The sequence below is a fragment of the Granulibacter bethesdensis CGDNIH1 genome (assembly GCF_000014285.2).
Classification (GTDB): Bacteria; Pseudomonadota; Alphaproteobacteria; order Acetobacterales; family Acetobacteraceae; genus Granulibacter; species Granulibacter bethesdensis.
Genome location: NC_008343.2, coordinates 1,257,567 through 1,271,281 on the forward strand (window position 1 = coordinate 1,257,567; position 13,715 = coordinate 1,271,281).

At 50.7% G+C, this 13,715-nt stretch carries 4 protein-coding genes; 3 read left to right on the forward strand and 1 reads right to left on the reverse strand.

The features are described 5' to 3' along the window. Positions 1-140 precede the first annotated feature (140 nt). The 3 genes from GBCGDNIH1_RS18175 to GBCGDNIH1_RS18185 are packed head-to-tail and all read left to right on the forward strand — an operon-like array spanning position 141 to position 4,489. Positions 141-698 carry a PAS domain-containing protein gene (locus GBCGDNIH1_RS18175; RefSeq protein WP_011631839.1) on the forward strand — a complete coding sequence of 186 codons (558 nt, stop codon included), beginning with the start codon at positions 141-143 and terminating at the stop codon, positions 696-698. Next, positions 691-4,137, forward strand: coding sequence for a chemotaxis protein CheB (locus GBCGDNIH1_RS18180; protein ID WP_011631840.1), 3,447 nt, complete (start codon positions 691-693; stop codon positions 4,135-4,137). The genes GBCGDNIH1_RS18175 and GBCGDNIH1_RS18180 overlap by 8 nt, the downstream gene beginning before the upstream one ends. Continuing rightward, a complete protein-coding gene (locus tag GBCGDNIH1_RS18185) occupies positions 4,130-4,489 on the forward strand; it encodes a response regulator (RefSeq protein WP_011631841.1) in 360 nt (119 codons plus the stop codon). The genes GBCGDNIH1_RS18180 and GBCGDNIH1_RS18185 overlap by 8 nt, the downstream gene beginning before the upstream one ends. A gap of 194 nt (positions 4,490-4,683) precedes the next feature. Here the strand turns inward: GBCGDNIH1_RS18185 and GBCGDNIH1_RS18190 are convergent, their stop codons facing one another. Further along, complete coding sequence (locus GBCGDNIH1_RS18190) at positions 4,684-13,488, reverse strand: Hint domain-containing protein (protein WP_011631842.1); 8,805 nt, start codon at positions 13,486-13,488, stop codon at positions 4,684-4,686. Positions 13,489-13,715: the final 227 nt, after the last annotated feature.

A 13,715-nucleotide genomic window follows, 5' to 3' on the forward strand; every position in this document is an offset into this window, starting at 1 on the left:
AAAGTTGGTATTTCTTTATAAGAAAATAAACCTAAATTTTATTGCATATATTTTGAATATAACAAAATAATTTATGAATATCTTTCTCATCTTGCGCAGAAACACGGTATCTTATTAAACGAGCGGCAGAAGGATTATACGTGAAACAGTCAGCCCCTGCCTATCTGATAGATTATTTTCGGCACTCCCGGGTGGCGCTGGCGTTGGCGGCACCTGACGGGAATCATGACCTACTGTGGGTCAACGGGCCATTCAGCGCCTTGACCGGATATAGTTCGGCCGAAGTCATTGGCAAGAATTGCCGGTTTTTGCAGGGTGATGCTGACAATGAGGCAGGAAAAGCAAAAATAAGACAGTTTCTGCAGAATCATGATCAGGCCAGCGTAAGAACGCCAGTTATTAACTTCCGTAAGGACAAGGTTCCGTTCGTTAATCTGCTCTCTTTATCCCGTCTGCAAGGGGCGGACGGAACGACTAAATACATTTTCGCATCTCAGTTTGATGTCAGCCGTTCCCATCCTGATCTTCTTATCAACTATGACAGGGAACTGGCAGCCACACTGGGTGGTTTACGTTCCATTGAGAAAGATGGAGGCATCGTGGTTCAAGGGACAGTGCTGACGATCGCCAATACCTCGGCCCTCGTTGCCCAGGCCAAGATGACGCTAGCGGAGCTGGAAAACGTACCAGATGCATGACAACTCTCTGGCGGCCGACAGAAAAGGGAACAAAAATCAGGCTGCCTCCTTTCCCGTTGTCGGGATAGGCGCCTCAGCAGGGGGGCTGGAAGCCCTGCGCGACATGCTTTCCACTGCCACGCTCCCTACCGGGATGTCCTATGTTATTATCCAGCATCTGGACCCTAACCACGAAAGCATGCTGGCTCAGCTCCTGGATCGCAACACCGCCCTGCAGGTGATTCAGTGTGAGGGGGGAGAGAAAATAGAGACCGATATTGTCTATATCATTCCTCCAGGTCATGGGCTTGTCATCCGTAACGGTATTCTAGAGCTCACTCAATTTCAGCAGCCGCGTGGATTGCGTCGTCCAATCGATGATTTTTTCCTGTCTCTTGCCAGTGATCAGCAGGAAAATGCTGTCTGTGTTATCCTGTCGGGCACGGGAGGAGATGGTACAACCGGATTGCGGGCCATCAAGGAAAATGGCGGACTCTGCGTTGTACAGCAGCCTGAGACTGCCCGTTATGACGGTATGCCCCTTTCAGCAGTGGGAACGGGTCTTGTCGATTTCATATGCCCCGCCGGCGAAATTCTGAACTGTATAAAGACTTTCTTCAATCGACGAATGACTGATCAGCTGGATATTGAAACCGTGATCGTGGCTGATCACGTCGATGAATTATGCCGTGTACTGCGTGCTAATACAGGGCATGATTTTGCAGGTTACAAGCGTTCAACCCTGATTCGCCGTGTTGAGCGGCGTATGCACGTGTTGGGAATCAACAGTGGTCGTGCTTATGTAAACCGGATCAGAGAGGATGTCGTAGAACGTGAGGCATTGTTCCGTGATCTTCTGATCAATGTGACCCGTTTTTTTCGTGATCCAGAAGCATTCCTGGCACTGCGCAGCCAAGTGATCGAGCCATTGCTGCGTGAGCGTGCGGCCGATGAGGATATACGGATATGGATTCCCGGCTGCTCTAGCGGAGAAGAAGCCTACACGATTGCAATCTTGTGCGCAGAAGCAGCGCGAACCACTGGTCAGCCATTGGCCGTGCAGATTTTTGCCACGGACATAGATGAACAAATGTTGTCCCTTGCCAGGGAAGGTTCATATCCGGCTTCGGCTTTGATAGATATTCCGGTGGAACTGAGAGAACGTTATACAGTTCCTCATGCAGAGCGGTTTTCAATTATCTCCCCGATTAGGGATATGATCCGTTTTTCCAATCACAGTCTTATAAAAGATCCACCTTTTTCGAGAATCGATCTGGTTTCCTGTCGCAATTTGCTGATCTATTTTGCTGACCGATTACAGCAGACTGTCATTCCACTTCTGCATTATGCCATCCGCGCAGGCGGCTATCTTTTTCTTGGTCCATCAGAAAGTGTTGGGCGCTTTGAACATCTGTTCCCGATCATTAACCAGCATGCGCACATTTTTACCCGTCCTCCGGGGGCACCGAATTATCCGATTGATCTACCTGCCAACTTGCGTCAGCGTTCTTCCATAAGGGAAAGAGGAGGTAAGGGTGATACCAGCGCGCTCGGAGACGAAAGTGCAGCGATAAGACGCTTGGTGGAACGCTATGCCCCACCAAGCCTTGTGGTGGATCCCGATGGAGGCATTCTGGCGGCGTATGGTAAGCTGAGCCGTTATTTTGAATTTCCAGTGACCAGAACAGGCGGAAGCAGTGCAATCAATCTGGCCCGCCCAGGGTTAAGGGATGTCATGGGTGCGCTTCTGCGTCAGGGGCGTGACCAAAAACGGAACGTTGTTGTTCGTGATGTTGCTGTTGAAACCGACTTTGGTACACAGCCTGTTGAAGTAACCTGTGATCCTTTAAACGATGGATGTCTGCTTTTCGTTATCCGTGATAGTGGGCCGTTCAAACCACTGGAAGATTCTGAAGTCTATGAAATTCAGGTCGAGGACGATCATCGTGAAGCCCTGGAAGATGAACTCCGCTTGACACGGTATCGTCTGCGCTCTGCAGTTGAGGAACTGGAGACCGCAAATGAGGAGCTTAAAAGCTCCAACGAAGAAATGATGTCGATGAACGAGGAGCTTCAGTCAACAAACGAGGAACTTGCAACCGTTAATGATGAGTTAAAAAGCAAGGTTCATCAGCTGACTGTCGCAAATTCCGATCTTCGTAATTTCTTTGAATCTACTGATCTTGCCGTGGTTGTGCTGGATGCAGACCTTAAAGTGCGCAGTTATACAGAGGCAGCAACAAGGATTTTCCCTTTAAAGCCCTCTGACCGTGGCCGTCCTTTGTCGGATGTGGCCAGCAGGCTTGCGACAATCGAATATTTCGAAGATGCGAGGGCTGTGGCCTGTGGCGCTGAATCCTTGCAACGCAGGGTGACGACGCGGGATGGAAAGCACATTTATTCCATGCGTGTTCTTCCATATAATACTCATAAAGGCACTGTGGATGGTGCTACTCTAGTGCTGACTGACATCACCGATGCGCTTGTGATGGAACGGCAGCTGGCCGCAGAGCGCGAGCGTCTGGATATCGCCATCAAGGCAGCAGGGATCGGTATATGGGAATACTGCCCGGAAACGGGTGAAACCGTAATCGATGAGGTTGAGCAGAAGCTGTTCGATGTCGATGGTGTAGAAGGCGGAAAAATCAGTTCCTTGCTCGAACGTATCCATCCAGAGGATATTCGAGCCGTTGAAGCAGCGTTGCGACGAGCCTCTTCCGGCAACGGAGATTATGAAGCAAGTTTCCGTATCAGGACTAAAGATGATACTAAACGCTGGATAAAAGGATTTGGCCGCATTATTGCCGGTAGTGCTCCCACGCGTTTGGTGGGTGTTTCTATTGATGTAACGCCTGAATACACGCTTGCTGAAACGCGCCACCTTATGCTGCGCGAGATGAATCACCGTGTCAAAAACCTGTTTGCCGTTATTGCTGGAATTGTAACGGCTGTTTCGCGCGGTCACGACAATGTTCCGACCTTTGCACGCGATATACGTGATCGTATCGCATCTCTTGGCAATGCCCATTCACTGGCCGCATCAGGAGGTGAGCCAAAGGCTATTGATCTTCAGGAGTTGGTAGAGGTCACGCTGGCCCCTTATCGTCATGACACAAAAATAGATATTTATGGCCCTTCCACGCTGATTGATCAGTCTGCTCTTTCTTCCTTTGCCCTTATTTTACATGAATGGGCTACGAATGCGGTGAAATACGGCGCTTTGGACGGAAAGGATGGTGCATCCTTATCCGTCACATGGAAACGGTCTGAAAATGGCCTGCACCTGATATGGAATGAACATCAGGTAAAACCGGTTATTGAATCTGTAAAAAGAGGGTTCGGATCTCTGCTGGTCGAGACCAGTGTGCGTCAGTTGCGTGGGCAGATAGAAAGATCAATAGATGAGAGTGATCTGTTCATCACTCTTCAACTTCCTCATGGCGTACTAAGCAATGGCTAAGCTCGTTCTTCTGGCAGAGGACGAGATGTTTATTGCTCTCGATCTTCAGATAACCCTTGAGGAAGCTGGCTGCACCGTCATTGGGCCTCTGGCAACACTGGATGAAACGCTCAGTGCACTGGATGATTTGAAAGACACAAAACTGACAGCTGCGCTTCTGGACGTCCGGCTTGCGGATAGGGATATATTTCCTGCGGCTGATCGATTACATCAAGCCGGCGTACCTTTACTTTTTCATTCTGCTCATGCGGATGAGCATATCCTCCATCAACGCTATCCGGAGGCAGCAATTTTTCCAAAGCCATGTACGCTGGATGAGTTGTATCAAGTTATTCGGCGTATAGTGGAATAGGAAACCAATACAGCCAGATAATGCCTGAAGAAGGCGAGGGGAGGATACCATGCTGCCTCCCCCAAAGAAAAATTCTTTCATACAAAATACAGTTGATCTTAAACACAGCGCTTCTCAACAGGAATTTCCTTTGAAAAGCAGGATTGTTTTTATCCTGCTTTTCTCAAGCTATTCTTGGTTGAGAAGTGAAGCACTCAAGCTGAGCGCTTCGCCATGAAGGCTGACGCATTCTTCTGATGGATAACATGTTCCATCAGTCTCTTACGGATGCTTTCCAACATAATGCCATCGACCACACGGGTTGCGTAGTAGTTGGCACTGATAATGCCATTCCGCTTCCTGCTGCGCTTTTGGATTTTGGAAGCCCCCTCACCAGCGTAGGTGTGCGCGTTGTGGAACATCTTCCGGTTGTTGTCCTCCACATAGGTTTCGGAGGCAGCACCCTCGGCAATCACCACATCATGCGTATCAAGCTCGATATGCACGTAGCTCACTGTCTCCACATGCTGTTCCTGAATGATAGAGACACCATTCACCAGACGACCGGCTGGAACCAGAACACCATCGATGAACATCGCATGGAGTGGGGAGACCAGCAGATCCCGCTTCGGCAGAACCCCGTCCAAAGCCCCCTGACGGATACGAACCGGCAGCACATCAAGACGACCCTTGATAAAGCGACCGTTGTAGCTACGGCGTCCAAGCCAGCGGATCGGACGCACCGCCCCACTCGCCGTGATCACATTGTCCCCGATCTGCAGATCTTCAACCGGAACCTCACCACGATCCGTCAGGATCAGCGTGCCATGCACATAGCAGGGCGTGCCGTCATCATAGACCGTTACGCCATTCCCGCCCTGAGCCTGACGCATCTTATAGTTCTGATCATGCGCGTTCGGATCAAGCTTGATCGAGTAATACTGGGTCTTGGTCCCGTCACCGGCAACATGAGACAGGATCAGGAAGACATTCCCCCCACTGCTTACCACATCCACCACATCGGAAGCCTGATAGGCCAATCCAGTCAGGGTGATGGATTCACCGTTACCAAAATCGGAAACAGTCGCGGCCAATGCTGTGCCTGGCGTGCTGATGATAATGTTTCCGGATGCAGCACCAGCAGAGCTTGTTCCCCCCATAGTGATGGTGTTGGATGCAGCCAGCGCTTGCGAGACCGTCACTGTGCCGGTCGTCTGCATCAGGATATTCGTGTTGGTCAGCGTATCCGCCAACACCCATCCATCACCCTTCACATTGATGGTCTGGAAGCCGGTATATTGTGTGCCAAACCCACTCAGCGTGGTGCCATTACCATCCAGCTCAAGCACGTTGCCGGTTCCGGCAGCCGTCACCTGGCCAACAATCGTGCTGCTGCCGCTAATTGCCAGACGACTATTACCAGCACCGAAGTTGATCGCAGTTCTGGCTGAGCCCTGGGTCAGAATGGATCCGGAGTTGGTGACTGTGCCACCCCCTGCCAGAATGACAGCCTGGCTAAGCGCGCCAATTGCACTGATTGTTCCAGTATTATTGATGCTACCAGCCCCTGTCATGCTGATACCAGTTGATTGACCACTCCCCGCTATGATCAATGAAGAATTAGTGATTGTGCCGGATGCCATTACAATGCCGGTATTATTTCCCCCTGCAGCGGAAATAGTTCCGGAATTCACAATTATTCCACCATTAGCCATGCTAAGGCCGGTGGCTGCAGAGCCTGTCTGTATGATTTGTCCGATATTTGTCAGGGTAGAGCTAGCAGCCAGAGAAATAAGTGCCGTACCGGATTGTGCACCTTGAATGGTGCCGTTGTTGATAATGGCGGCAGATGTTCCTGTGCCGAAAATAGCGGAGGACAGCGTGCCATTTGACAAGATGGCTGATGCCGCATTGGTCATTACCGAGCTGGCAGCCAAGGTCATGGCACCAGAGAAAGTGCCAGCGTTAATTGCTATTCCTCTGTTCGTAAAATTGTTTCCGGTAATAATTGTATTGGTGCCCGAGAGGGTCCAGGTAGCCCCGGCATCAACAACGGCATTCTGGAAACCGACGTAATTCCTTCCCAGTCCGGTAATGGTCCCTGCTGCTGTTCCGGACAACAGCTCCAGCGTATTGGTTCCGGCGGCATTGGCAACAGCCGTTCCTGTAATACGGGATGTAATGCCCAGCTGCAGAGTATTTGCGTTTGTGCTGGCCAGATAGATGGCTGCACCAACAACGCCATTCCCTGTGTTGGCGGCTGTGCCGGCGGCAGAGATAGTGCCGAAATTGATAATGGTGCCACCCACGTTGAGAACAACACCAATTCCCTGCGTGCCTGTTGCGGAAATAAGCCCGGTGTTCAGGAGTGTGCCACCGCGTCCAAGGCGGACAGCAGCGATATCTCCGACGCTTGCAGCCGTGCCTGTTTGCAGAATGGTGCCGGAGTTGTTCAGGAAATCTGAAGCATTTCCTCCCAATATAACGGCATGACCAAATGAAGTATTGTTGGTTGAAGCGGTGATATTGCCCTGATTGACGAGAGTAACTGGAGCAGTTGAGCTAGGGCTGAAAAGGACGACGCCGAACTGGCCACCGCTAATGGACCCGCCAGCCTGGTTGGTGATGATACCGCCCCCAACGGCTGTAATGGCTGCTGTGCCTGCACTTCCACCGGATATAAAACCAGCATTAATGAGGCTCAGGAAGCCGCTGGCAGTAATACCATTGAATGCTCCAGTGATGGTGCCACCGGCCTGATTGCTGACATATCCTGCATTTGCGAAGGCAACGGCAACACCAGCAGAGCCAGTGGCACTAATTTTGCCGGAATTAACAACGGATACTGTGACGCCACTGCTGGCACTACCATAGATGCCATACCTTGTTCCCTGAATCAGGGCCGCCGTTCCGGTATTGGTAACAGTGCCGCCGTTATTCAGATAAACGCCATCTGTCTGACCAGTAATGGTGGCGCTATTCGTAACACCAATGGCAGCGAGCGAACCAATAACACCCGAGTTTCCCTGAATCTGCCCGCTATTGGTGAGGGTGCCCCCATTGACGAGCGAAACAGCAACAGAGGCCGCACTGATGGTGGCACCGGCATTATTGACAACCGTGCCTCCGCTTGAAATCTGAACGCCCGCGGCGTCCGTGCTGGAAGTGGATGAAGATGTAATAGTGCCACTATTTGTGATAGTGCCTGTTCCATCTACGAAGACACCATATCTTCCAGCCTGAATCAGACCGCTATTGGTGATGGTAGCGGTGATAGATGGCCAAGAACTGATACCAAATCCTCCGCTGGATTGCAGAGTTCCGGTATTGTTAACAAATGCTGTTCCTGGTGTGGTGACGACCGCGCCAGCGAGAGCAACGGCCGCACCGCCCGTTCCTGTTCCGCCTGTGATAACCCCGTTATTTAAGACGGTTCCATTGATGATCTGGGCGCCAAAACCATTGCCTGACTGGGCCTGGATTATGCCGCCAGCATTATTGGTCACATTGCCCGAGAGGAGGATCGCCCACGGATTTGTACCGGTGGCAATAATTCTGCCGGAATTGATTACGTTGGCTGCATTACCCCCAATCAGGGTATTGGCCGCACCTGAAATGGTTGCGGTTGCTGCGTTGCTGAGCACGCTTCCATTGATCAAAGAGACAGCGGCACCTGCGATCAATCCGGTGTTGGTCAGGGTGCCGCTATTTAACAAGCGGGCAAAACTGTTGTTTGCAGTTCCTTGTAGAACCCAGTTTGCATTTGCATCAATTGTTCCGGTCTGGAAACCGAGGAAGTTGGAGGCATTGACCGTTCCGGTTGATGTTCCGGACAACAACTCCAGCGTATTGGTGCCGGCAGAATTGGCGCTAGCAGTACCAATAATCGTTGATCCAACACCCAGCCGCAGCAAGTTAGGGGCGGCTGTGCCAGTCATGTTGATGGCAAGGCCCGCTCCATTGGTAAGATTGGGGGGCGAGGAGGCTGCAGAGACGGTGCCAAGGTTGGTGATTGTTCCACCGACATTGAGAACAATTGCATTGGCCAGAGAATTCGTGACACCAATGAAACCGGTATTGGTGATAGTGCCACCTGCTGCGAGGCGGACTGCCACCAAGTCACCTGCGCCAGCAGCTGTCCCTGACTGAGTGATGGTGCCGGAATTGCTCAGACTATCAGACGCATTTCCACTCAGAAAAACAGCCTGACCAAATGTGGCATTACTGGCACCAAGGATTTGGCCAGCGTTAATAACCGTGTTCGCAACGTTGGTACTGGACAGAGAAATGCCAAACTGAACTCCGGAAATTATTCCGCTGGTCGCATTGGTAATACTACCACCATTGGTGGATACAACTGCACTGCTGGCCGTTGTATTTCCTATAGTTCCGGAGTTAGTAAGTGTTATAAATCCTGATGCAGTAATGCCTGCAGAGGTCCCGGCAATGATTCCAGCAGACTCATTTACAATGGTGCCTCCTCCAAGAGCCACGCCATATGTTTTGCCCGAAATCAGGCTGCTATTGATAATATTAACATTGATTGATGAAGCGGCAGAGATGCCCCACGTCCCGATCCCGTTATCTGTAATAGATCCACTATTGTTTATGGATACAGTATTGCCACCGCTTAAAATAATACCAGCTGATCCACCCGTGATATAGGCACCAGCAGCATTTATGATTGTTCCATTATATGCCAGACTAATGCCGACACCAGACGTACCTGTTCCACCAATGATAGCATTACTACCGTTGTTGATAGTTATTGCATCAGGAACGGTCGTGCCAACGACAGTAGCCGTGGCATAAATACCAGCCGTGCCACCTTTGATTACTCCGCCAGCAGTACTTGATATGGTTCCGCCAGCAAGCAGACGAATACCGTCTGCAATTGAGCCTTCAATGTAACCGGAATTATTGACGACTGCTGGGCTGCCGCCAAACAGAATGCCACGGAAACCACCGGTAATACCACCAGAATTATTAATTGTGCCGCCACCAGCGATAGATGCGCCGTATCCATTGGTGCCGTTACCGGACAGAGTACCACTGTTGGTAATTGTAACCTGTTGTCCGGCAATTGCTGCACCACCATCGTTAAACACTGCACCGTTTTGATTGGTGAACTGCCCCCCTGAAAGCAGACTGACCGATCCATTGATCGTACCGTAGTTATCAAGCGATCCACTATTCGAAATGAGGCCGCTGTTATTCAGGGTCCCCCGGTTTTCCAGCGTGCCAAGAATGTTCATGGTCAGGCCGGAGGCAATAGTATTCGCCCCGGATGCGGTCCAGGTGGCACCTGTATCAATCTGAACATTGACGCCGATATACTGGGTGCCGATTCCAGTAATTGTACCGGAGATAATTGTTGTTGTAACGGGGTTTGTAGCGCTTTCCAGTACCAACCAGTTCTGCGTTCCGCTACCGGAAGTTCCACCACCGGAAACTATGCCTGTTACTGATGCCGTGGGGGAAAGTATCAGACGATTGGCACCCGAATTCATGATCACGGCGGTACCGTTAGAATTCGCACTCAGGGTCCCGAGATTGGTGAGCGTACCGGCTGATCCCAGGGTCAATGCACCGGTGAAGGCAGCGTTGCTTGCGTTTGTGAGGTTGGCTCCAACTACAGAAAAGGTTTGTGTATTGGAAACCGAGTTATTGCCTGTCAACTGCCAATTTGAACCAGAGGTTGCTGTGATCTGGTTAAACCCGGTAATTGTCGAGCCAAGACCTGAAAGGGTAGGGGGTGCGTTGGTGCCAGTAGAGGCGCCTATAAGATTCAAGCGATTGATGCTGCCCTGGCCAACTATAGAACCGATAATTGTCTGACCAGCATTCAGGTTAAGTACATTAACTCCTACTCCGATATCGCCAAGGTTAACAGCTGTGCCTCCGTTATTGGCAATAATCACACCAAAGTTATTAATAGTATTGCCGATTGACCCATTTTGGTCAATCATGGAGACAGCAATTCCTCCTGATCCAGTAATGGTCCCGCTATTTGTTAGAATAGCACTATTGAAGCCATTGACTGTACCTATTATAGAACCACTATTTGTAAGGCTTCCGCCTGCGAGAATTGCAATATTTCCATTAATTGCTGCACTTGTCTGATTATTCAGGGTCCCAGCGGTTGACAGCTGTGAGTTTACTGTCAGTGTTCCTCTGTTTGTAAAATTGCTTCCGGCAATAATTGTATTGGCGCTTGCCACGCCTCCGATAAACCAGTTAGCCCCGGTATCAACAACGGCATTCTGGAAACCGATGTAATTTGCTCCCAGCCCGGTAATGGTCCCGGTTCCTGTTCCGGACAGCAGCTCCAGCGTATTGGTTCCGGCAGCATTGGCGACAGCCGTTCCCATAATGGTGGATGCAACACCCAGCTGCAGAGTATTTGCGCCTGTGCCAGCCAGATAGACGGCTGCACCAACAACGCCATTCCCTGTGTTGGCGGCTGTGCCGGCAGCAGAGATAGTGCCGAGATTTTTAATCGTGCCGCCCACGTTGAGAACAACACCAATTCCCAGGGTGCCTGTTGCGGAAATAAGCCCGGTGTTCAGGAGTGTGCCACCGCGTCCAAGGCGGACAGCAGTGATATCTCCGACGCTTGCACCCGTGCCTGTTTGCAGAATAGTGCCGGAGTTGTTCAGGAAGTCTGAAGAATTTCCTGCCAATATAACGGCATGACCGAATGTATTATTGTTGGTTGAAGCGGTGATATTGCCTTGATTGACGAGTGTAGCGGGCGCAGTTGAGCTGGTGCTGAAAACCATGACACCGAACTGGCTACCACTAATAGTTCCACCGGCCAGATTGGTGACAATACCACCCGCATCGGATGAAACGCCGTATCCCCCAGCACCGCTAGCAGATATGCTTCCGGCATTAACAAGGCTCAGGAAGCCACCAGTAACAATACCAAAGGTAGTTCCAGAGATGGTACCATCGGCCAGATTGTTCACATACCCTGAATTTACGAAGGTAACGGCAACGCCAGCAGAGCCAGTGGCACTAATTTTGCCCGAATTAGTAACGGATACTGTGGCGCCACTGCTGGCACTACCATAGATGCCATACCTTGTTCCCTGAATCAGGGCCGCTGCGCCGGTATTGTTAACGGTGCCGCCGTTATACAGATAAACACCATCTGTCTGGCCAGTGATGGTACCGCTGTTCGTAACACCAATGGCAGCGAGGGAACCAATAACACCCCAACTCCCTTGAATCTGGCCGCTATTGGTGAGGGTGCCCCCATTGACGAGCGAAACACCGACAGAGGCAGCACTGATGGTGGCACTGGCATTATTGACAACTGTGCCCCCGCCTGAAATCAGAACGCCGGTCGCGCCGGTAGGGCCATTGGCTGAAATACTGCCACTGGCATTGTTGGTGACAGAGCCTCCATTACTAAAGGAAACACCAACCAATCCGCCCTGAATCTGGCCGCTATTAGTAACAGTTCCTCCACCAGCAAATGATATGCCGACTGAAGAGGCGGTAATGACTGCACCGCCGGCATTTGTGACCGTTCCTGCATTCGAAATCAGAACGCCGATCGCGGATGAAATAGTGCCACTGGCATTATTGGTGATAGTGCCTGTTCCAGCTAAGTTGACACCATATCTTGCACCCTGAATCTGGCCACTATTAGTGATGGTAGCAGTGACAGCTGCCGAAGCAGTGATACCAAATCCTCCGCTGGATAGCAGGGTTCCGGTATTGTTAACGACTGCTGTAGCTGATGTAGAGGTGGCTCCGCCAACGAGAGCAATGGCCGCACCACCAGTTGCTGTTCCACCGGTGATAGTACCGTTGTTTAAGACAGTCCCAGTGCTGATCTGGACGCCATAACCATTGCTTGGCAGGGCCTGGATCACGCCGCCAGCATTATTGGTCACATTCCCCGAGAGGATGATCGCCCACGGATTTGCGCCGGTGGCAATAATTCTGCCGGAATTGATGACGGTGGCATTGACTGCGTCACCCCCAATCAGGACATTGGCAGAACCAGATATGGTTGCGGTTGCTGCGTTGCTGAGCACGCCTCCATTGATCAAGGAGACAGAGGCACCTGCAATCAAGCCGGTGTTGGTCAGGGTGCCGCTATTTAACAAGCGGGCAAAACTGTTGTTTGCAGTTCCTTGTAGAACCCAGTTTGCCCCTGCATCAACTGTTCCGGTCTGGAAACTGAGGAAGTTTGAGGCATTGACCGTTCCGGTTGATGTTCCGGACAACAGCTCCAGCGTATTGGTGCCGGTAGAATTGGCGCTAGCAGTACCATTGATCGTGGATGCAACACCCAGCTGCAGCAAATTTGTGCCTGTGCCGGTCATATTGATGGCAAGGCCCGTTCCATTGGTAAGATTGGGGGCCGAGGAGGCGGCAGAGACAGTGCCAAGGTTGGTGATTGTGCCGCCGTTATTGAGAACAATGCCCATCCCGGTTGTATTCGAAACACTGATCAGGCCGGTGTTGAGAATCGTCCCACCTCTTATAAGGCGAACGGCAGCAAGGTCACCGGTGCTTGTACCTGTCCCTGTTTGCTGGATAGTCCCCGAATTGTTCAGAAAATCTGAGGAGTTACCTGCCAACAGGACAGCGTGGCCGAATGAAGTGCCTGTGGAAGCTTTGATGAGTCCTGCATTGATAATGGTCGCAGCCGTTCCCAAGCTGCTGTAAAGCGTAATGCCGAACTGACTGCCGGAAATGGTTCCAGTGCTTAGATTGCTAACAAAGCCGCCATTATTCGTAGAAATTCCCTGACCGCCCGGCGCTGTGGAGCTTATGGTCCCACTGTTGATAACAGTGCCGGTTCCCAAAAGGTTGATACCATACGTTGTGCCGGTGACAGCACCGCTATTGGTGATGGTCCACGCTATTGTCGTAAGGCTGCTTTGAATTCCGATGCCGGCCGTATTGCCAACCGCAGTCCCCGCCTGAATTAAAATCGGGTTCGTGTAGGCGGGCGTGACAAGAGTAATGCCGGATGTAGTGGATGTAAGAGTTGTCATTCGATCCGCCTGACTGAGCCTGAAATGTTAATTTCTTTATAAGTGCTTACTTCCATAGCAAAAAAATAAAAGTGTGTGTAGCAAAATTATTGTTTTTATTTGTAAAATCGAAGTATAAATTAAAATCGAAACGTATATATATTTATTTATTATAATATATTTAATCCCAAAATAGATATTTGTCATAATTTTTTTATAAAATGTATTTTTGTATTTTTAATGAGAGA

Coding starts and splice junctions, on each gene's coding strand:
- GBCGDNIH1_RS18180 (WP_011631840.1), top strand. CDS start 691: ATGCATGACAACTCTCTGGCGGCCGACAGAAAAGGGAACAAAAATCAG.
- GBCGDNIH1_RS18185 (WP_011631841.1), top strand. CDS start 4,130: ATGGCTAAGCTCGTTCTTCTGGCAGAGGACGAGATGTTTATTGCTCTC.
- GBCGDNIH1_RS18190 (WP_011631842.1), bottom strand. CDS start 13,488: ATGACAACTCTTACATCCACTACATCCGGCATTACTCTTGTCACGCCC.